At 39.9% G+C, this 22,422-nt stretch carries 16 protein-coding genes; 5 read left to right on the top strand and 11 right to left on the bottom strand.

Features of this window, described 5'->3' with window-relative positions:
- Window positions 1–97: 97 nt before the first annotated feature.
- Complete coding sequence (locus ACULLG_RS06845; protein WP_452126025.1) at window positions 98–1,246, bottom strand: FecR family protein; 1,149 nt, start codon at window positions 1,244–1,246, stop codon at window positions 98–100.
- A gap of 129 nt (window positions 1,247–1,375) precedes the next feature.
- The gene (locus ACULLG_RS06840; protein WP_452126024.1) at window positions 1,376–1,966 is read right to left on the bottom strand and encodes an RNA polymerase sigma-70 factor; all 591 of its coding nucleotides are present in this window, start codon (window positions 1,964–1,966) and stop codon (window positions 1,376–1,378) included.
- A 421-nt stretch (window positions 1,967–2,387) separates the two neighbouring features.
- On the opposite strand from ACULLG_RS06840, the gene iolG reads away from it, so the two are divergent.
- Together iolG and ACULLG_RS06830 are read left to right on the top strand one after the other, a co-directional pair.
- On the top strand, window positions 2,388–3,398 hold the full coding sequence (iolG, locus tag ACULLG_RS06835; protein WP_452126023.1) for an inositol 2-dehydrogenase: 1,011 nt from the start codon (window positions 2,388–2,390) through the stop codon (window positions 3,396–3,398).
- 3 nt (window positions 3,399–3,401) lie between these two features.
- Window positions 3,402–4,394, top strand: coding sequence for an SMP-30/gluconolactonase/LRE family protein (locus ACULLG_RS06830; RefSeq protein ID WP_452126022.1), 993 nt, complete (start codon window positions 3,402–3,404; stop codon window positions 4,392–4,394).
- On the opposite strand, the gene ACULLG_RS06825 is transcribed toward ACULLG_RS06830, so the two are convergent.
- The 5 genes from ACULLG_RS06825 to ACULLG_RS06805 are packed head-to-tail and all read right to left on the bottom strand — an operon-like array spanning window position 4,391 to window position 12,227.
- Window positions 4,391–5,803: a c-type cytochrome domain-containing protein gene (locus ACULLG_RS06825; protein ID WP_452126021.1), complete on the bottom strand. Its 1,413-nt coding sequence runs from the start codon at window positions 5,801–5,803 to the stop codon at window positions 4,391–4,393. The genes ACULLG_RS06830 and ACULLG_RS06825 overlap by 4 nt on opposite strands.
- Window positions 5,804–5,806: 3 nt before the next feature.
- Complete coding sequence (locus ACULLG_RS06820) at window positions 5,807–6,730, bottom strand: beta-propeller domain-containing protein (protein ID WP_452126020.1); 924 nt, start codon at window positions 6,728–6,730, stop codon at window positions 5,807–5,809.
- A gap of 12 nt (window positions 6,731–6,742) precedes the next feature.
- Window positions 6,743–8,194 carry a DUF1501 domain-containing protein gene (locus ACULLG_RS06815; RefSeq protein ID WP_452126019.1) on the bottom strand — a complete coding sequence of 484 codons (1,452 nt, stop codon included), beginning with the start codon at window positions 8,192–8,194 and terminating at the stop codon, window positions 6,743–6,745.
- Window positions 8,194–11,208, bottom strand: coding sequence for a PSD1 and planctomycete cytochrome C domain-containing protein (locus ACULLG_RS06810; RefSeq protein WP_452126018.1), 3,015 nt, complete (start codon window positions 11,206–11,208; stop codon window positions 8,194–8,196). Before ACULLG_RS06810 ends, ACULLG_RS06815 begins: the two co-directional genes overlap by 1 nt.
- A gap of 14 nt (window positions 11,209–11,222) precedes the next feature.
- Window positions 11,223–12,227: a LacI family DNA-binding transcriptional regulator gene (locus tag ACULLG_RS06805; protein WP_452126017.1), complete on the bottom strand. Its 1,005-nt coding sequence runs from the start codon at window positions 12,225–12,227 to the stop codon at window positions 11,223–11,225.
- 220 nt (window positions 12,228–12,447) lie between these two features.
- Here ACULLG_RS06805 and ACULLG_RS06800 point away from each other — a divergent pair, with 220 nt between their 5' ends.
- Together ACULLG_RS06800 and ACULLG_RS06795 are read left to right on the top strand one after the other, a co-directional pair.
- Window positions 12,448–13,107 carry a GntR family transcriptional regulator gene (locus ACULLG_RS06800; protein ID WP_452126016.1) on the top strand — a complete coding sequence of 220 codons (660 nt, stop codon included), beginning with the start codon at window positions 12,448–12,450 and terminating at the stop codon, window positions 13,105–13,107.
- Window positions 13,100–13,987, top strand: coding sequence for a nuclear transport factor 2 family protein (locus ACULLG_RS06795; RefSeq protein ID WP_452126015.1), 888 nt, complete (start codon window positions 13,100–13,102; stop codon window positions 13,985–13,987). The genes ACULLG_RS06800 and ACULLG_RS06795 overlap by 8 nt, the downstream gene beginning before the upstream one ends.
- Before the next feature lie 13 nt (window positions 13,988–14,000).
- Here the strand turns inward: ACULLG_RS06795 and ACULLG_RS06790 are convergent, their stop codons facing one another.
- Window positions 14,001–15,035 (bottom strand): alpha/beta hydrolase, encoded by a 1,035-nt coding sequence (locus tag ACULLG_RS06790; RefSeq protein WP_452126014.1) that lies wholly within the window; start codon window positions 15,033–15,035, stop codon window positions 14,001–14,003.
- An 88-nt stretch (window positions 15,036–15,123) separates the two neighbouring features.
- Between ACULLG_RS06790 and ACULLG_RS06785 the strand changes: the two genes are divergently transcribed.
- Window positions 15,124–16,377 (top strand): NRAMP family divalent metal transporter, encoded by a 1,254-nt coding sequence (locus ACULLG_RS06785; protein ID WP_452126013.1) that lies wholly within the window; start codon window positions 15,124–15,126, stop codon window positions 16,375–16,377.
- On the opposite strand, the gene ACULLG_RS06780 is transcribed toward ACULLG_RS06785, so the two are convergent.
- The 3 genes from ACULLG_RS06780 to ACULLG_RS06770 form a co-directional block, all read right to left on the bottom strand.
- Window positions 16,378–18,318 carry an OmpA family protein gene (locus ACULLG_RS06780; RefSeq protein WP_452126012.1) on the bottom strand — a complete coding sequence of 647 codons (1,941 nt, stop codon included), beginning with the start codon at window positions 18,316–18,318 and terminating at the stop codon, window positions 16,378–16,380.
- A gap of 1 nt (window position 18,319) precedes the next feature.
- Window positions 18,320–19,318 carry a PorP/SprF family type IX secretion system membrane protein gene (locus tag ACULLG_RS06775; RefSeq protein ID WP_452126011.1) on the bottom strand — a complete coding sequence of 333 codons (999 nt, stop codon included), beginning with the start codon at window positions 19,316–19,318 and terminating at the stop codon, window positions 18,320–18,322.
- 7 nt (window positions 19,319–19,325) lie between these two features.
- Window positions 19,326–22,422: T9SS type B sorting domain-containing protein (locus ACULLG_RS06770; RefSeq protein ID WP_452126010.1), on the bottom strand; the 3,097-nt coding region annotated here is incomplete at its 5' end.

Genomic DNA, 22,422 nt, shown 5'->3' with positions numbered 1-22,422 from the left:
TTTAGTTAGAATCACGTTAAGCTATCGGGGGATGTTGCCGCATCCTCCGATTTTGTGATTTATTGGTTCGTTAGTTTGCTTTCATAAAAGCTGGTTTTTAGTTAATAATAATCTGGTTGTTGGTTATGGTGTAGTCTATATCGTAATTTTCTCTAAAGGCCTCCATTACTTGATGAATGGTTTCTATATCAAAAGAGGCGTTATAAAATTTTTCGTCCAACGACGCATTGTGGTTTACAATGACCACGTTATAGCGTCTTTCCAATTTTTTTCTGATGTTTTTAAAGGGTGTGTTTTTAAACACTATTCTTCCATTGATCCATGAAGTGTAAATACTGGTATCTACTTCTTCTATGGTCATTTTCCCCATTTCCTTGTTCCAAGAAGCCTTCTGATTTGGAGCAATAACAAAGGAATTTTGTGCATTGTTATTTTCTGAATCAAATAATTGAACCGACCCTTCCACCAAAACAGTATTGATGGCATCGTCTTCAGGATAAGAGGATACATTGAATTTGGTTCCCAGCACCTTTACTTGGATGTTGTTCGCATTTACCAAAAAAGGATGGTTTTCATCTTTTGTCACATCAAAGTAAGCTTCTCCCCAAACCTCCACCTGTCTGGATTCTCCTTCAATAAACTGTATCGGATACTTAATTGTACTGCCGGCATTAACTTTTACTTGTGTGCCATCTGACAGGACCAAATCAAATTTCTTCCCTAAAGGAACAGTAAGCTCGTTATAAATCAACTCTTTGGATTGGGCCTTTTGCTGCTCATATGCAATGGTGTTCCCTTTCTGGAAACCTACCACATTGCCTTTGGAATCCATTATCTTTTTTTGGTCATTTTCAGCAATTACGTCAACATTTCCATCATCCCTTTTTAAAACAATCGCATCAGAGGTATTCCCATGAATCTCACCTGATAGACCCATCTCCCTGTCACTTAAAATCATATACACGGCACCCACAATTATGGCAACGCTTGCCGCATATTTTAGGAATAGCCCAGACGAAATCTGTCTTAGTTTCAAATTCTTGGCTGTCTTTTTCTGAACATTCTGGGTTAATCGGCCAAGCATTTTTTCTTTTAACTCTTGTGGATTGCCCAATTCTTTGGGCCAGGCGTCAAGTTCATCTCCCTGAAAACTATTAAAGTAATTTAGTAGAAAACTTTCTTCTTCCGCAGTCGTAGTGCCTTTACGGTATTTATCCAACAGTTTTAAAAAATCCTTTTTATCCATACCAATTTTGATGGCCGATGGCGGCCTTTAATATTATAGTGTCAATAATTAAGGGCATCCCCTACTTAAAATGAAAAAAAAATGAATTTATCATTTAACCGGCTAAATATCAGATAATTATAAATGATTTTAAGAAAGGAACCAAAACAGCATCAAGAGTAAACTACCCACTGAGTTTCTGAGTATTTTAAGTGCTTTGGTCATGTGGTTTTCCACGGTTTTGGTAGATATATGTAATCGATCGGAAATCTCGGCATGGCTTAGGTGCTCATTTCTACTTAACATGTATACCTCCCTACATTTTTTAGGTAAATGCTCGACTGTATTATTTATTTTTTCAATAAGTTCTTGGTATAAATATTCCGATTCGGGACAGTTATAATGTATTCTCTGATCTAGATTCTCAAAAAGCTCGGTTCTAACATTTTTGTCTTTCTTTCTTATTTGTGCAAACACTTGATAGCGCACACAGGAAAAAAAGTAGGCTTTAAACGTGGTCTTGATTTTAATTTTGGTGCGCCGGTTCCAAATATCCATAAATAATTCCTGCACAACATCTTCGCAAAGCTTTTTATCCCTTAGCACATTATAGGCCGCCAAATAGGCAGAATCCCAATACCGATCATAGAGTTCAGTTAATGCACTATCATCGTTCATTTGCAAACGGCCCAGTAGTGCTTCGTCGGTATGAAGAATTGATATTTTAGTTTGTTTGGTCATAAGTGTATTCAGCAGGTATTATGTGATGCACAAAATCCATGTACCCAAGTAATAAAAAAATACCAATACAAACTTTACAATTTTTTAGCATATTCTAATACTTTTTTTGCAACAAAACTCTAATAAAGTATAAAAATGTAAAAATTGATACAATTGTGATTATTTTTCGTACAAGAAATATTTACAAAGACCTTCCAAAACCCGTACTCTTTTTTCAATCTCTCCAATCATCCACATTTGAAGTCTATCAGTTATTTTAATTATCATTTATAGGCTCATATTTTTTTATTTTTCCATTGGTCAACTGCTTTTTCAAAAATTAAAATAAGCTTACCTTTTTATTTTGAAAACCCGCATTTTCACAACAAAATTCAGTTGCAATAGTGACCTGTGAACCGTATTTTTATATAAACCAAGCCACATGCAAAAAATTGGAATTATCGGGGTAGGAAGAATGGGGAAAATTCACCTCGAAAACCTTTCCAGAAAAATCGAAGGGGTCGAATTGGTTGCAGCAGTCAACCCCGGAAAAGAAGGGCAAAATTTTGCTTTAGAACAAGGCGTTCCAAACGTTTCCGACAATATCGATTTAATCATTCAGAATCCTGAAATTGATGCGGTGCTCATCAGTTCACCCAGCGACACACATTCGGAATACGCCGTAAAAGCGGCCAAAGCAGGAAAGGCCATCTTTTGCGAAAAACCAATTGACAAATCCCTTAAAAAATCGCATGAGACGGTTAGAACAATTGCTGCTTTGAAAGTTCCTCTTATGATAGGTTTCAATCAACGATTTGACGTGAATTTTTCAAAGGTCAGGACTGAAATTTCACGAGGGACAATTGGAAACTTGCGCAGTCTTCACATTGTGAGCCGGGATCCCCAGCCACCACCTATTTCCTATATCAAAAAATCGGGTGGTTTGTTCAAAGATATGACCATCCATGATTTTGATATGGCTCGATTTATCATGGGATGTGAGGTAGTGGAAGTTTTTGCTTCTGGTGATTGTCTAATCGACCCTGCTATTGGAGAAGCTGGAGATATTGATAGTGCCACTATTTTATTGAAGTTTGAAAATGGAGCCGTCGCTACCATTGAAAATAGCCGTGAATCCAAATACGGGTATGACCAGCGTTTGGAAGTATTTGGATCTAAGGGTGTGATAAAAGTTGATAATCCTTTAAAAAGTTCGGTGAGCATTGCCACGGAGATGGGTTCTAGTTTAGACCGTCACCTAAACTTTTTTATGGATAGATACGAGTCTTCCTATCTCGAAGAGATAAAGGTTTTTGTTGAGGCTTTACAAAACAACAGCCCGATGCCCGTTTCTGGGGAAGACGGACTCAAGGCCATGATATTGGCCGAAGCTGCCATTATATCCTTAAAGGAAAACCGTCCAGTTAAAACAGCTAGTATTCAAATCGATTGATTCATGAAAAAACTAAATCTTGTATTCGGGGTTTTTGCCACATTCCTTTTGATTTCATCCTGCAAGGAGCAAAACAAATTGGAAACAAAATCTAAAACATTCCAGACGGTAGGCAAAATTGAACGATTGGATAAAGCCTTGGACGATGTCATTTCGTCCAATGCCGTTATAGAGATACTATCCACAGGGCATGCCTGGTCCGAAGGGCCAATTTGGCTAAAAGATGAACAAAAATTGGTTTATACTGATGTTGGACATCAGAAATTATACCAATGGACCGAAAAGGATAGTGTCACCCTGTATCTTGATATGGCGGATTCCGATCCAGATAGACCTGGACCAAGTGCACTTTTGGTTGACCCAAATGATTCGTTGGTCATTTTGCGGTACGGTCATGGAGAAGCGGTGCGCATGAAAAGTTCTATAAACAATCCCGTTCGCAATTTTGAAGTTTTTATTGACCAATACAACGGGATTCGGTTTAACAACACCAACGATGCCACCTTCCATTCCAATGGAAATATGATCATGTCCGACCCGCCCCCTGTAGAAGAGGGACGATTAAATGCAGCGGTATATAGCATCTCTCCCGAAGGTGAAATCGAAGTGGTAACGGATACACTTTCCAGTCCTAACGGTATTGCTTTTTCACCTGATGAGAAAACGGTTTACATTGCCAATGCGGATTGGCAAAATGCCATTTGGATTGCTGCCGATGTTGATGAAAATGGTATTATTTCCAACGGAAGAAAATTCTTTGATGCTACGGGTAACGCTCCAAAGGAAAAAGGACATCCAGATGGATTGAAAGTAAATAGAGATGGAATTATTTTTGCAACTGGTCCTGGAGGAGTCTACATTTTGAATGCTGAAGGAAAGCATTTGGGCACCATTCTAAATAATGAGTTCAATACCAACTGCGTTCTGGATGATAAGGAAGAAGTTTTATACATTACCTCCGGCCCAAAACTCATGCGTGTAAGGTTAAAGCCTTAGGGCTTTCTTTCAAATACTATTTTTAAAACTTGATGTTCCCTAAGTAGTTGAGCCACGGTGATACTGTCAACATTGGATTCTGAAAGATAAAGTCTTTTTAAATTGGGAAGTTCAGAAACCAACCTAAGAATTCCATCGGAAACATGTGTTTTGTAAAGATTGATGGATTCCAAATTGTGTAATTGCGATAGATATGACAACCCTTCATCCGAAATTGGATTGGTACTAAGATTTAATTTTATCAAATTTTCCAATTGGCCTACCTGTTCCAGATGGGAATTGTTGATTTTGGAATTGCTTAAATTCAACCAAACAACTTGGTTTTTAAGTCCAATAAGTGTTTTCAAAGCTTGATCATCCAATTCTTGTTCGCTTAAACTAAAGTTTGCTTCCAAAAAGTTATTATCAATCATAAGGGAATTCAGTATAAAACCATAGTTTACCAATGAATCCACAACTTGCTTATTTGGAATCTGAACATTTTGGCTTAACAGCTTGTTTTTATCAAGACCTAAATATTTTTCAGCTAAATCCTTCATTTTTTCATCTGGTTCCATTTCCACAAAGTAGCCCGTAGGGGGTACATTCTTCTCAATCCACCAGCCAATTATAGCAACCTCCTCTTCAGACAATGGTGGTTTACCTTCAGTAGGCATAAAATCGTCATGCGTTTTAGGAAGCGTAATACGTCTGAACAAATCGCTGGTATTGGAATCCCCAGGAACCACAACTTCACCGCTTTCTCCTCCTAAAGCAAGGTTCGCATACGAAGTCAAATCCAAATCGCCCTTCTTTTTATCGTCATTGTGGCAGCTAACACAACGCCTGTCCAAAATGGGTGAAATCAAATCTAAATACACATCTGCTGAATCCAGCACAGTTACTTTCGCCCTCGGTATCGCCTTATCTGGCATACCAGCCAGATTTCTGACAACATTAGGGGCATATTCCAATAAATAGGTAGATCCATGGGTAAGGTTTCCGCCCAAATGACCGGTAAAGAAAATAGCAAATGCAATCAAGAATAGTAAAATGGGCCTTCCGTAGGATGGAAGTTTCAACTGCTTTCGTGAAATAAGGTAAAAGACAATAGAAAACAGGAAAACGCCAACACCCATCCATTTATGCCAGAATAAAGTGTTCTCATTGTAGTCCCCGGAAAGCGAGAGAAAGTAACCAAAGAGTACGGCAAAAAGGGCACTTATACTTCCCAAACCCCATATATAGTGTGTGTAACTTTTTAAGGGTTGAAATTTTGGTTTTTTGGCTACCAGTTCCACCAATGCGGCCAACAGCAAAAAACCAATGGGCAAATGAACAACCAGTGGATGCATTCTGCCTAAAAAAACCAGAAAGTCCGAAGGACCTTCAGCGACACCACTAATCAATAAAACATCGAACAAATTCATACTTTATTTAAGTGGAGCTCCTTTTAGGGGTTTTCCATTGGTCGTCAAGATTTGAAAATGGTGGGCTCTATAATTATTATAGGTCCAAACTATATTTTTGCTTTTGGTCACTTCAAATAGTTTGATTCCTTTTTGTGCACCATAACTCGCAATTACCGTGTTGCCATTCGGTAATCGTTGTGCTCCGCATGGGTCCACCAATGGGTCGCCATCAAAAATGGAATTATCTATCTGCCAAATGATATCCCCTTTAGCATCCAACTCCACTACCCTATTCCCATGGGTAAGCGTGACCAGTGTATGGCCATTCTTCATTCGAATTGCCGTAAAGGGCCATGTCTCGGCCTTGCGTCCTCCGTAGACTTCAAAGTCAGTGCTAAAAGTGTTCACGATTGTTCCATCGGGTCGGTATTCTTTGACCGCAAAAGCCAATAAGTGGGGAACCAGATAATTTCCATTTTTAAGTTTTCTGGCCATGCGGGTTTGCATGTGCACATTGTCCGTTTCGGGCTGAAGCGGAACACTTTTAACCGCTTCACCCTTTTTATTGATTTCAACGATTCTTGGTCGGGTTCCAGATTCCGTAATCATGGTGTTCCCATTGGAAAGTCGAACTGCAGTCCCAAGCTCCATATGCTCCTCAGACCTTTTATACTTAAGTATAACTTCCTTTTTTTTGTTGAATTCCCGTACCTCATCGGCCCAACAAATTAGAATATTTCCATTTTTAAGTACGTAGCCATCTCTAGCTCCTGGTTTTTCCGAATCCCAAGCTACATTGCCCGCCTCATCAATAATCCCAGTAAATTCTGGCCCGGCAATAAAGAAGGAATGACTGATAGCTGAGGTTGATTCTTGTGCCATTAAAAGTAAGGGCATTATAAAAAGTGAAAGTAATCCAAGTTTAAAAGCTGATTTCATCTTCATTTGACTTCTTTTTTAGGCTAAAACATCCTTGATTATGTGTCCATGTACATCCGTCAATCGCATATCCCGACCTCCAAATCGAAAGGTGAGACGTTCATGATTTATGCCCATTAAGTGCATTATGGTTGCATGCAGATCGTGCACCGTAACTTCGTTTTCGATGACTCGATATCCATAGTCATCGGTTCTACCAAAAATGGTCCCTCCTTTAATTCCAGCACCCGCCATCCACATGCTAAATGCTGAAGGGTTATGGTCCCGGCCATCCAATCCTTGGGCAAAAGGAGTTCTTCCAAACTCACCGGTCCAAACCACCAAAGTTTCCTCAAGGAGCCCTCGAGATTTTAAATCTTTGATCAGACCTGCAATAGGTTGATCCACTGCGTGGGCATTCTTCTCATGACCATCTTTTAGATTTCCATGCTGATCCCAACGGTCCGCACTTACTTTGGGACATGTTAATTCAATAAATCTGACTCCTCTTTCCACTAATCTGCGTGCCAACAGACATTGGGCGGCATATCCCCTGGTATGAGGATCATCGGAATCAAAACCATATAATTTCTTCGTTGCCGCAGTTTCTTCCTTGAATTCGGTAAGTTCAGGGATAGATGACTGCATTTTATAGGCCAATTCATAATTGGAAATAGCAGACTCTATGGCATCAGCCTCTCCAAGGGCATCCAGTTGTTTATCATCTAGTTGTTTGATGAAATCCAGTTTATGCTCCTGCAGATTTGGAATATTTTCTTTTGGGATGATATTGGCAACAGGTTGAGGGCCAGCCCTAAGTATTGATGCTTGATAGGATGCGGGTAAAAATCCGTTTTTAAAATTATCAAGTCCACCTGGTGGTATCAATCCACCATCCAACACCACATAACCTGGAATATTCTTGTTTTCGCTTCCCAAACCATAGGTCATCCAAGATCCCATGCTTGGTCTTCCCTGAAGACCACTTCCGGTGTGCAAAAAGTAATTGGCATTGGTGTGTTCTGGAAATTGGGAAGTCATCGACCTTATCAAAGCAATATCATCCACGCAAGTGGCTATATGCGGAAACAAATCACTCACCGGCATACCACATTCGCCATATTGCTTAAAATCCCATGGGCTCTTCAAAATTTTACCCACATTGTCAAACTGGGTGGCATCTACCTTGAATTTTTTTCTGGGGTCTTGTCCGTTTTCTTTGGCAAGTCTCGGTTTGGGATCAAAAGAATCTACCTGGGAAACACCACCATCCATATAAAGAAAAATCACATTTTTTGCTTTTGGCATATGGTGAGGGCCCAATTGTAGGTTTGACCCTGTTTCAATCACACCTCCTTTTGAGCGACCACAAGAAAGGGTGGTGATACCAAATAGACTCATAAAAGCGAGCGAACCAAACCCTCCTTTACATATGGTCAGCATTTCACGACGTGAAAGGGGTCTTTGCATAAAATTATGGTACTTGCTCATTAGATCAGGTATATAAATTCTTTTAGGTTAAAAATGCTGTGGCAATACTCCTTCCATATCTCCAAATCCTTGTTACCCTCAAAGTCTTCTGTATTTTTCATCGCTTCAATGGTTGCTATAAATTTGGAAGCATTGTCAATTTCTTTTTCAGTTGGTTTTCGGGAAAAGGTTCGCATATAGATCCATTCCACCTTTTCTTTGAACGACAAATTCTTTTGAGTCAGCAGTTTTTCGGCCATAATTTTAGATTGCGCAATCACAAAAGGATCGTTCATTAGAATTAGGGATTGTGCGGGTACATTGGTCACATCTCGTCGGCCAAATGTGGTAAATGGAATGGGGCGATCAAAGGTTGTCATCATGGGTTCCAAAAAGTTTCGTCTTACTTCTTGGTAAATACTTCTACGACCTGCACCATCTAATGGTCCAGACTCCTCAGGTTTTCCTCTACCTCCCATAAATTCCGTAAGATATGTAGGGATTGGAGGTCCATAAAGTTCGGTATCAAGACTTTCCGAAGCGACAAGAATTCCGTCTCGAATGGCCTCTGATTCCAACCGTTTAATTGGGAACGAAGCCAAAAATATATTGTTCGGATCCTTATCCGAGGGTTCTAAGTTGTTTGAGGTACTCCTTTTAAAGGTTTCCGAAGTAACAATGTATTTGATCGTCTTTTTGATGGACCAACCTTCGTTTTGAAATTTTATGGCTAAATGATCCAATAATTCTGGATGTGAAGGTAATTTTCCCTGTAGTCCAAAATTATCCACAGTTTCAACAATACCTTTTCCAAAAAGATGGTGCCAAATACGGTTGACCATTACCCTAGCGGTGAGTGGGTTTTCTTGGTGAAGCATAGCTTCCGCCAGTTCCAATCTACCACTTCCTCTGGATTCAAAAGGTACATTCCCCATTGGAAGTGTTGATAAAAATCTTCTTGGGACGTTTTCTTCTGAGGGCTCTTGGTATCTACCGCGAATGAATACCGGACTATCGGTAGCGGAACCATCGGAAACTCCATAGATAACCGAGCCTCCCTTTAAAGATTTGGAGGTCTTTTTACTGCTATCAATGGCTGTAATCAATTCTGGGAACTGAAAATGAACCGCTCCATTTTTGATATTGGCATTGAGTGCTTTTATTTTACTACTGGAAAAACCTTCAGAAGACCTCTCATCAGTCAAAATATTTGCTTCTTCTGGCCATTCTGAATCAAAGGATATTGCATATTGAGCTTCGATAAAGGCATCGGAAGGCACCTTAAAATTATGTTGGTCATATCCCCCTGGAAGTATTTCAATATAGGCTTTATGTCCCTTCCATGATTCAATATCAAACTTGTAATTCTTCCATCCTGAACTGCTTACCGATTGGGTAAGTCCCCCATAAATAGGCCATTGTATCAATTGGAAATTATCGATGATTATCCGGATTGTACTGTGCTCACCCTTGGCACGTACTCCGATAAAATTTGAATTCAAAATAAAATCGGGTGATCGGAGCGTACCCAAAACACCGGGCCCAAATATCTTACTTGATGCCCTTCCTTCTTCCAACGACATTAATCTTCCGGAGGGGCTTGCTAAAACAGGATTCCCTAAGGTTGTTGCATCGCCAAAAGCCAGACCTGTGGTTGTCCAGCCATCAAAATCATCATTGCGGAAATCTCCTATTTTAATAAATTTGGAATTCAACTTTTGGTCTGTTCTTGGGTTAAAAGCTGATCTGTTTACTTGGTTTGTTGAAAGTTTTTCGGAAACAATAGTTTTTATATAGCTCTGAATATCTTGTATCTCTTTTGCGGTTGCCTCTTTTGAAATCGATTGGTCAGCATCCAAAGGTGTAAAACGTGTGCTTTCCATAACACCATACATTGCGTAATAATCGGCAGCTGTAATAGGGTCAAATTTATGATCATGGCATTTGGCACAGGAAACAGTTAAACCTTGAAAGGTTTTGGTGGTAACATCAATCATGTTGTCGATACGATTGGCTTCATCCTGCTTAATGTCAACAGGGCTATGGGTCCCTTCTCCCATTGCATAAAATGCTGTTGCAAGCTGGGACTCCAACACCCCGGTTTCGTCATCATAACGCTTTTCGTCTAAAAGATCTCCCGCCAAATGTTCTTTTAAGAGTTGGTCATAAGGCACATCATTGTTAAAAGCCCTGATAAGGTAATCGCGATACTTCCATGCACCTGTAATGGCATAATCAAATTCGTGTCCCTTTGTTTCGGCGTAGCGTACTAAATCCATCCAATGTCGGGCCCATCGTTCTCCATAAGTCGGTGAGTTTAAATAATAATCCACCATTTTCTCATAAGCATTTTCTGAGGAATCCAAAATATAGTCCTCAACCTCTTTGGGAGATGGCGGAAGTCCGGTCAACAAGTATGAAACTCTTCGAATGAGCGTATTTTTGTTCGCCTTTGATGCCTTTACCAGTCCTTTTTGCTCCAGCAGGCGATCTACAAATTGATCAATATCCTTAGTTTGATCTTCTTCGGATATCTCGGGCTTTATAAACGACCAATGGGGTTTCCATTCTGCTCCTTGCTTGATCCATTTTTCCAAAAGATCTTTTTCTCTTTGTGTAAGCTTGCTATTGGTTTCAGGAGGGGGCATCATTTTATCTTCGTGCTCATGATTGACCCGAAAGATCAGTTGACTTTTGCCTGGTTTTCCCGGTACCACGGCAAAACCTCCTTCCTTGAGTGCGGCGGTAGCTCCTTCGTAGGTATCCAATCTAAGTTCAGCTTTTCGACTACTTGGGTCCGGACCATGGCATAAATAGCAGTTTTGCACCAAAATGGGGCGAATATGGAAATTAAAATCCACTGTTTTAGGGAGCGGCTCATAGGCAGTATCGGAGTTACCACAAGAAAACAGCAGGAATGACAGGAAACAAAGCAGCCCTACCTCTCTTGTTTTTCTTATAACATCCGTGCATTTGAACATAATAGTCAAGTTATAAAATTCTTTGTGCCAATTGGTTAAAATTCTCATCTCCATTTAACTCCTATAAACTAAACAGAGCCTCGATATATAATCTTAGGTTCAATAATCTTCTTTTCGCAACTTAAAGTGGTCGTTTTTATTTGAGTCAGCAACAATTCAAACGAGCTAGCAACCATAGACGGAATGGATTGCTGGACCGTTGTTAATTCAGGTTCGCAAGCGACTCCCATGGGATCATTATCAAATCCTATTACCGCGACATCATCAGGAACTCCAAGTCCAGCTTTTTTCAAATATTTAATCACCCCTATTCCAATTTCATCCCTAACAGCCAATATGCCATCGGGTTTTTCTTTTAATTCCATAAGTTTTTTGGCATGATCAAAGCCATCCTTCATAAAGAAACCTCCCTCAACTACCATTTCTTTGGAAAAAGGAAGATTATTGTCTTTTAGAGCTTGTTTATAGCCTTCCAAACGATCTCGGAATATTTGATGTCTATATTGGGTTGAGATATAGGCGATGCGATGTTTTCCCGACTTTATCATAGCAGTTACGGCATCATAAGCTCCTTTAAAGTTATTCACCAAAACTTGAGATGCTTCTGTTTGTTGAGGTGCTCTATCAAAAAACACATATGGAATATTTTCTTCCCTCAGTATATCAAAATGACTTTCTTTAACCGTATCCTTGGTCACAGACGCCACAACTCCTGCAACTCTATATCCAATAAGGGAGTCAATAATATCCTTTTCGATACCAGGTTTTTCTCCTGATTGAAAAATCATAACGGAATACCCTTGTTCTTTGGCAACTTCCATAAAATCAGAGACAAATTTTGCAAAAAAGTAGGGACGCAAATCTGGAACCACCACAGCCAAAACATTGCTCCGTTTATTTCTAAAATCGCGGGCCAAGCGATTTGGTTTATATCCCAACTCATTGGCCTTCTTTTTAATTAAATCCCGCGTTTCTTCCTTTACCGACCCCGTATCCCTTAATGCACGGGAAACCGTAACATGGTGGATACCCAATTCACGAGCAACATCTTTAATGGTAATGGAATCTTTCATTTTAGGCTTTGGATACTCAAATATAGAATGCTCACGTGAGCATAACAAACATTTTATTAGCTTTTTTCAAAAAAGTATGCCTTTTAGGGGTGTTTTGATATTGAGCTGTTAGACATTCGTACTGCCTTAAATGGCTAAAACCAAATAAAAATTTGCTATTATGGAGGTTTTTTCTTTATTTTAAAATGTTAAATCGTATATTATATACTAAATTGACCTTATGATTGGAACTATAAGCTTACGTGATCAGATAAGTCATTGGTTGCAGGAGCAAATGCTAAACGGTAAAATAAAAAGTGGTCAAAAGCTTTCTTTGGCGGAACTCTCCAGAGATATTGAAGTAAGTGTTACCCCAATTCGTGAGGCTTTGGTTCAATTGGTCCGAACCGGAATCGTTAGAAATATTTCCAATCGAGGGTTTTACATCCCCCAATTGAGTTCAAAAGAAGCCAAAAGTATTTATCCGGCCATTTACGCACTTGAGAAATTGGCAATAGAGCAATCCCAAATAAGTTATTCCCAAATTACCACCCTTGCATCCATTCAATCTGAATTCGAAAAAGCTCCCACTCGGGAAGACGCAGTTCGTTTGGACCTTCAATTTCATAATTCGCTAACCTGTAGCTACGAAAATGAAGTAATCCATAATATTTTGAATGATCTTAAGGTTCGCGTCTTCTTCTACGAATTAAAGTATATGGAAAATTCCAAAAACCATCAAAAATCCGTTGAAGCCCATTATTCCATACTCCAAGCTTTAATAGACAAAAACATAAAAAAAACAACCTCCCTACTCCAAAAAAATTGGGAGACAAGTGCAAAGTTTATTGAAAAGCTCTACCAGAGCGAATATGCTCCTAAAACCAAAAAAAATGATTAGATCACTACATTCATTATTGCATAAATTCAAAAAAGAGGTATTGCTTTTCCTTTTTGTTCTGGTAACGTCTTTCGGGTTTTCCCAAGGTGAAAACCAAACCATGCAATCAGCCTATATTTTTGACGAAGCTAAGTTGAACCAACATTCCGAAAATCTGTCAGCAATTTATTCGGTAATGTCCAAATATTATAAGGGTGTGGAGTATGCGAAGCTTAATCTGCTCCAAGAAGTGTTTCACTCCAACTGGTTTATGAGGGATACGGACACTCCCGATGAAATCACACTTAACGTGGAAAACAAGCAAAAATTCATAAAGCGGGTCCATGATCATGGACCATATCCTGGCTATGCCAAATTTAGAGAGTTTGCATCCGTTGGATTTGCCAATGATAATATCGCCTTTGTCCGCATAAATAAAAAGAGTACCACAAGCTTTTTCCTTTACAAATTAAACGGAGAATGGATGCTAATGGATAAGTTATGGGCTACAATGGAAAAATCAAATTCCAATCAAAATCGTGCTTCGGATTATGTTAGTGTCAACCAATTGGTCACTCAGTATTTTGAGGCTATCAGCAATTTAGATCGTGACGCTTTGAACAAACTATTGCATCAAAATTGGGATAAGAAAATCATTGATAACGGAAACAATATGGATATCATCCAGAAGAATGATCTGCTAAAAAACCTTGATCCACCTTTGCAGGACATCAATCATACCCAACTCCTGTCAACAGATTTATATCATGGAAAATTGGCTATTGTTCGAGTAGATTCTCCTGATAAATTCACAACTTCCTTCTTTATCTGCTTTAAAATAAATGGAAAATGGATCATAGCAGGAGAGCGAACTTCTATTAAAAATAAGACCAGTAGTTGAGTCTAAATTGTGTTTATTTTTGAGCAACCAATTCCGAATCAATATGAATTGGTTCTAGCCCCATAACTTCTTCTAAAAATTCTTCTGTTTCCTTTTGCACAGATTCCAAATCTTTTGAAGTTATGGAACTTGTCATCACATGATCAGCTGTTTCGGGAAAGGCCATTTTTCTTTTTAAGTCAGACTCAGTGCCCAGTTCATTATACATTTTTAGCATGGCCGGAACGGAAACTACTTTATCTTGAATGGAATCATTTTTATAAAAATACCCTAAGAAAGTAGGCTGGCTTACTTGCTGAAAGGTTTTTGGAACCATGGTATGATCAACCAAAGCTTGAAGCTGCGTCAAGGCTTCCATTCTGTATTTTGTTGTCCAATATTTTTTCTTTTCCTCTGTGGCTTCAAACTCATAATAATCACTCTTCTTGACTGCTTTGGCCAATTGAATCCCCCATGGTCCCGTCAGTAATTTTGCACTTTGATCGTAGATTTCAATATTTGGGGAATACAATAGGATTCCGGCAATATCCTTATCACCTCCAGCTAGATGAAGCGCCAAAGTACCTCCCGTAGACGTTGCCATTATAATTACTTTATTTCCCAATTGTTTCGCGATTGCTATGGCTTCTTTCGCAGAATTCAATACTTGATCGGCGGTTAAAGTCAACATACCTTCTTTTTCATCCAATCCATGTCCGGCCAAACGGGGCAAATACAAATTACAGCCATAGCGCTTTGCTGTTTGTAAATGAATTGGATCTCCTTCTTTGCTACTGGCAGACCATCCATGGATATAGACAATGCTGTACTCCGTCTTTTCCGGAATGCTGTCAAACCAAACAATACGGGATTCATTTGCAGGTTTGATATTGGGTATGTCATCTTCTTTTTGATTTATCCATTTTTCCAACTGCACTAAATCCGATGTCACTTCGGGCAGTGTCTTGTCCAAATTCGGTTGGTCTACTTTTGGACCTAGAAAATAAATGGCAACAATAATTGCTATAATCAAAAAAAGACCTTTGAGAAGCTTTAAAAATAGTTTCATGAAAATGTAATTAAGTAGGCTTTGGTTAAAACGCTTTTTATGGAGTTACATAAATATACTATTTTAGTCAGACGTACTTTCTGCTTTCATGTCAAAACTTAAGATTCTACTAAAAAACCTCGGCCCTGGATTATTATTTGCCAGTATGGCCATAGGAACTTCGCATTTAGTACTTTCAACAAAGGCGGGGGCACAATACGGGTGGGTTATGGTAATTCCCATTGCATTGGCCAATATCTTAAAATACCCTTTTTTTGAGTTTGGCATTCGGTATACCACAGTTACCGAAAAGAGCTTGATCCAGGGCTATCTTAATCTTGGTAAAAAATATTTGTGGATCTATGCTCTTGTGACCATCGTTTCCATTTTCACTTTATTGGCGGCTCTTTATGTAGTTACCGCCGGTCTTTTGATGAATCTTTTCAGCATTACCAATGTCAGTATAGGCATGGTTGCCCTTTGTCTGTTTGTTTTTATCGGAGCCCTGTTGATTATTGGAAAGTATCGATTTCTGGAAAATTCACTAAAGGCGGTCATTTCCATTTTGTTTGTGGCATTGATCATTACCACGGTCGTTGTGCTCAACAAGGGAGGTGTCCCTGGAGCAGAAACGTACCAAAGACCTGAAATTTTTAACGAAGTTGGCATTCTTTTTTTGATCAGCCTTATGGGATGGATGCCCACAGCCGTGGAGGCCTCAGGGTGGGTTAGTCTGTGGAGTATGGAGAATATGAAAACGATGAAAGAAAAGCCATCTTTGAAGGAAGCCCTTGAAGAATTCGGTTTAGGTTATTTTTTAACCGCGCTCTTGGCTATTTTCTTTTTGATTATTGGTTGGATGACCCTTTATGGAACGGGCACAGAGTTGAGTGGTAGTGCAGTTGTCTTTGCTGACCAAGTGGTAAGTCTATTTACTTCCCATATTGGAAACTGGGCCTATTTTCTAATTGCAGTTGCCGCTTTTGCAACCATGTTCAGTACCTGCATGACGGCTCATGATGCAGTATCAAGGGTAAGTTTGGATGTGCTTCAGAAACTTTTTCCAAAAACCACCTCTTTTTCGAGCAAACAAGCTTTTCCAATCACCGTTATTCTCATGGCCATTATAAATTGGATTGTGATTGTTGGCTTTGGCGCCAATATGGGCAATTTAGTGGCACTTGCCACCTTTGTTTCATTTGTAATGGCTCCATTAATCGGGTGGATGAACCTGAAAACGGTAATGAGCAACGATATGCCCATGGAATATCGGCCTAAAAGGCGATTACAATGGCTTACCTATATTGGAATGATTTTCCTTGCGCTTTTCGCGCTATATTATTGCTGGATGCTGCTTATCTGATCAATTGAATAGCACATTATCGTTAAGCACAACAATCAATGACCGTTGGTTTTGTTTGTGAAGCATCTCCAGGCAATAGACGCCATTTTTGCAATTGTTCAGGATTTTCTCTTCTCCATAACCAATGGAGTAAAGAATATTGGTGGATGGTACGCCTTTACTTATCAAATAAGCCTTAATGGCATTCGATCGACTTTGGGTAAGCCTAAAATTGGTGCTACTGCCTCCCCTACTGTCCGTATACGTTTCAATACGTAATTGTACCATTGGAAATTCCCGTACAAATGCAACTGCTTTATCCAATTCGGTTTCAATCTCAGGGGTAAGTCGTGTTGAACTTCTTCCAAAGAAGAAATTTTTCATCTTCACCACCATTTGCCCCTCCTTTTCTTCCACTAAATCGTCATAGGAAGCTATTTCTATATCGTAATCTGAGCTTCCTATTTGAGTCATCTCTTCTTCTCCAAGTTGCTTGTTAAGGGTTGAAAAGCGTTTCTTGCCCGCTTCCAAAATCACCTGGTTTTTCCACGGTATTTCCAAACGGTAATTCCCATCATCATCGGAATATGTTTCGGCTAAGAGGGTGCCATCCACATCCCAAAGTCGTACTGCCGTTTTAGGTATAACATCCGACTTTTTGTTCAACTTTACCACTTTGCCCTTAAGGGCAAGTGTTCTAAGTCCTGGTTTTTGGTCAACCTTGAAACCATAGATATCGTCCTGACCTTTACCACCCGGTCTATTTGATGCAAAATAGCCCAAAAGTCCATCGCCTTCATTTCGCATGACCAATCCAAAATCGTCATCAGATGAGTTGATCCCTTTTCCCAGGTTCACCGGAATACTGAAATTATCTCCTTCGATATTGGATTTATAGATATCCATTCCTCCAAGTCCATAAAAAACATCTGAAGAAAAATAGAAGCTGTTTTCAAAAATAAAAGGGGCTATTTCATTTCCAGATGAGTTGATTCTGGGGCCTAAATTTATGGGGGCGGACATAATTTGGCCGTTGTTGGTATACACAAAATAGATGTCCGTTCCGCCATAACCATCATCAAAATTCGCAGAAAAATAGAGTTTGCCATTTTGATGATCATAGAAGGGATAATAAAATGAGGTGCTCAAATCCTTCAACAGCAATCGAAGGGGACCTCCATTTTGCTGCATTGCAATGGCCAGGGCGTTTTTCCCATTTTCATCAAAGGACAGTTCACCGTCCTCCGTATTCGACATCACATAGAATATGCTTTGCAATTCTTTGGAATAGCTTGGCGTGGCTTTATGGAAATCGGAGTGGGCAATTCCGGTAAAGGGAATTGCTGAAGTTATTTGACCGTCTTGCGACACCGAAGCTTCATAAATGTTGAGATAACCTCCGGAGCGTGAATTTTTCTTTTTGCCCAAAATTCTTCCACTTGAAAACAGGAGTTTGTTATCATAAAAACTGGGTGAAAAATCGAGCTGTGGACTATTGGTTTTCAGATTGAAAACCTTGAAATCCAGATTCTGTCCATCGGTATCCCCACTCAAAAGTTGGGTGTTGAACTCCATGTTTTCCAAAAATTCTTTGGGGAATTTCGATGACATGGTGGTTAAAAAGGCTTCAATTCGTTCTTTTTTGGAACTTTTGGAAATGCTCTGCAACATTTTGTTCAAATGGTGCTTATCGTCCAATTTATCCTTTTCATATAATTCGATATAGGCCTTGGACGCTTTCTCAAAATTATTGGTCTGAAAATAACAATCGGCCAGATTAATATATTGTTCCTCGGTCAAGATTCCTTTGGCCAAATCAGATTCATAGGCTGTTATGGCATTTCTGTAATCATATTGAAAAAAATAGGTGTCTCCCTTTGACCTTTTGGATTGGGCCGAACACAGCATGATGCCCAAAATAAAAAAAGACAGTGCGAGGGATATTTTTTTTGTTTGTGCCATGTTAGAAGAATCTTGGGGAATCTATTTGTTTGGGTTTGCCTTTTTGGTTTTTATCCTTGTTTTTATTTCGTGAACCTCTATTTCCGCTACTCTCACGTCCTATATAGAATTTTAATATCGCTTCGTGACTGCCTCCGGAATATTCTCCCAGTCCATTTGTGTTATAGTCATAGGTATACCCCAAAAACATGGTATTGGATATCTGAAAGCCTGCCAATCCGCTTACTGCATTGTCAAATCTGTAAGACGCACCTATGGTAAGCGCATCAATAAACTGAAAGTTAGCGGATAAATTTATATTTACAGGTGACCCTGATAAATAATTTATCAGAAAAGCGGGTTTAAATTTGGTTCTATCTGAAATCTGAAAAATATATCCTCCAATCGCATTAAACTGCATATTGTCTTCAACAATGGTCGCCACTTCATCATTATAAAGTCCATTGGTGAGGAAATTTGGTACTGAAAGCCCAAGGTACCATTCTTCTTCGCCATACATAAACAATCCCGCTCCCACCGTTGGATAAAAGTTGCTTTGGTTTTCACCTACCAAGGTTGGGTCGGATGGGTTGACAAAGGTCCCTTCCGAATAATCCAGGTTAAGAAATGAACCTCCCGCCACCATTCCGAAGGAAAGCTTGGTATCATCGGACAGATTTACCAAATAAGAATAGGAAAGATTGGCATAGGTTTGCTTTGAAGGTCCAAGTTCATCTTGCACTACATTAAGACCCAATCCGCTTTTTTCATTGGAAAACGGAATATTGACACCAAAACGGATTGTTGTCGGTGCACCGGGAATATCCACCCATTGTGCCCTATATAAACCAGCTATTTCAGGGCTTTCAACCGTTCCCACATAAGCAGGGTTAAAACTCCCAATATTATACATGTATTGGGTATACTGCGGTTCTTTTTGAGCGTAAACATTTAAGGTAAGGCCCATTAAAAGCACCAGTACTATTTTCTTATAAAAATGTAAACCCCTATTTTTTGGCATCTCCGCTTTATCTTAAAATTTGAATCCAGCCTTTAACTATTTCGCTCCCATCTCCATTAAGATCCAGTATATAAAAATATGTTCCTTTGGGCAGATCACCGTTGCTTCCTGTTCCATCCCATGAACTGTCATATCGGTCCATTTGGAAAACGCTGTTTCCATAACGGTCAAAAATTTCTATGGTATTATTGGTGTACTCCCCATTCGGATCTATAAATACCAAAGTATCATTGATTCCATCGCCATTTGGTGAAAATATATTACAAATGGTACCTGGATCATTACACGGACTCTGACTTACGTTGACATCTACCGTGGCCACATTGTTGGATTCGACCCCATCCAATGGGAAGGATGAAGTAATGGTAGCAGTATTCTGCAGTAGTCCCGCAGATGAAACGGTCACCGTTATTTCCAGTGTGATTGTTTCTTCTGAAATTAACTCATCAATAGACCACTCTCCTGTTGTTTGGTCGTAAATTCCTTTAGAAGTGGTATGTGAAACATAATCAAATCCTGTAGTTCCACCTATCAAATCGGTTACAACAACGTCTAGCACCCTATCCATGGTTGTGTTTTCCAGGGTGATAGTGAAGCTGATGTTGTTATTCAACAATGGAGCATTGTTATCCACTTCTTTGGTAATCGCCAAATCAATTGGGTCTGGGTTACAAGCTGGTGTTAAGAAGGGATCACATGAGTCCAACGGATTGGTAGCATTTTCAGGAATAGCAGTGGTATTTGGATCATCTACGACCAATACTTCTTCTCCATCAGTTAGCCCATCACCATCTGTATCTGCTAGATTTGGATCTGTCCCTAAATCAATTTCCTCTCCATCGGTAAGTCCATCACCATCCGTATCCACAACGCAATCGCTTACAGAAATGGTAACTTGCACCGTACTGTTGGTACAAGGCGCAGATGCGCTAGTGGTTGTATATTCAAAAACATAGCTTCCATCCGGCAAACCTTCAAAATCAACATTATTCTCTGTTCCTATAGATAGTGTTCCTCCTGATGGGTCTGTAATAACCGCCCAAGTTCCTGGATCCGCACCCGTAAGCGTAGTATCCAAATCAATTATGGTTGGACCCCCATTCCCAGCAACATTACAAGCCTCTGTATTTGTTGGAGTCCCGGTTGATGGGGTTTGATTTACTGTAGCTATCACTTCAATCCTGACAGTGCTACAACCATTAGCGGTTGCATCCACGTAAAAAGAAGTTGTAGTGGAAAGGATTGGTGTTTCAAATGATGGTCCTGCACCAAGAACCGAACCTCCGGTAGGCGCATCATACCAATTTAAAAAGCTCCCATCACTTACCGAGGCGGTTAAGGTCAATGTACCGTCGCCACATCGTGTATCTCCGGCAGTACTATCTATTATTGGGGTGTCAAAACGTTCCAATGTAACGGTCAAAACCGGACTAGCACAATTATTGGCGGAATCATAAAAGAAACCGAAATAAGATCCGGGTGCGTTTACTAAACTATTTCTATGTGCAATGGTTTCCAAAGGATCAGGATTCGTGCTCCATGTAAGGACACTACCAGCTGGGGCTATATCTGTTACATAATCATCCAAATCCGCTAAAACAGTATCGCAAAATTCCGTTGGTTCGTTGACATCCAAGGTTGGTGCATTGTTTCCTGCATTACATGGAATGGCACAATCTTGCACCGTTACAACCAAATCCACGGATTGGTCAACGCAGGGTGCTACCGCTCCGGATGTGGTATATGTAAAGGTATAATCGCCTAAAGGTTGCCCGTTAAAGTTGACAATGTTGCTGGCATTAATTGTTATTGATGCCCCTCCAGGAGCATCTGTCAATGTCCAGTTACCCGCATCAGCTCCTGTCAATTGATCATCCAAGTCTACAACACTATCACCTTCATTGGAGTCATTACATGTTGCAACATTATTGGTATTTCCAGCCGAAGGTGTAAAATTTTGGGTTATGGTCACACTTAATGTTTGGCTAGCACAGTCGTTAAGGGCATCATAGAAAAACCCAAAATACGTGCCCGGTGTACTAACGGTACTGGTGGACAAGTAATCTCCAGTACTATCTGTATCGGAATTTGTACTCCATCTTAAATCTGACCCTGGAGGTATGGATTGAATGTTATAGTCATCAAGGTCCTGGGTAAACGCATCACAAAAATCCCTAACTACTGAATTATCAATAATTGGAGGTGCATTACCAGCTGCGCATGAGTCATCATTGTTGAAAGTTACCGAAGCGGTATCCGAAATATCGATGGTCAAGGTAGTGTCGCCCAAATTACCCATTGTTATTGTTACTTCCTCATCACTTTCAATAACACTGTCCACATTTGGGGTTACATCAAAAGTTTCAGATTCCCCGGCAGTCCCTGCAAATGTCAATGTTTGATTTAAAATTCCAACATAATCGTTGTCTGCAATTGTAGCAGTATCATCAGCAGTTGAAACCTGAACTGTAAAACCTCCATCCACTGGATTGTCCAAGGTAGCTGTGACGGTAATTGCACCATCATCCTCATTCCCGCTGGCATTTTCTATAGTGACAGCCGCATTATCATCATTATTAACGGTATATGTAGTTGCTGTTTGACTTCCCAATGTTGCATCACCTGTTGCTGTACCAAGTGTTAAATTGATAGTTTCATTGGCTTCTACTTGAATGTCACCACTTATAGAGAGTGTTGGAATTGCTATTGAAGTTCCAAGGGTTCCATCATAAGTATTCGCTGGAATATTAATTACTTGTGGATTAGTATATGTATAATCTACCCCGGAAGTAGCATTACCTGTTCCTGCATCAGTGACCGTTACCGTCGTAGCTGAACTTACAGTGCCTGTTATGAAAAGTACTGGAAGGTTACCTCCAACGTTCTCAGCATCAGAACCAACAGCTTGGGAGAATTCTACAATTACGCTGTCATCACTGTTTATCGAGACATCGGCGCTGTTCGGGGCACCGACCGTATAGCCCGTGCCCGTGGCAAGGGTGACGGTCACGGTCTCGTCAAGCTCGACGTCCGAATCGTCTATCGGGGTAAGGGTGATCGTAGCGCTCTGCTGCGTGTCAGGGATGTCAACACTGCCCGCAAGG

The sequence above is a fragment of the Flagellimonas sp. 2504JD1-5 genome (assembly GCF_053618295.1).
Note: the sequence above shows the minus strand (reverse complement) of the source record. Positions and strands in the feature narration are given on the sequence as shown.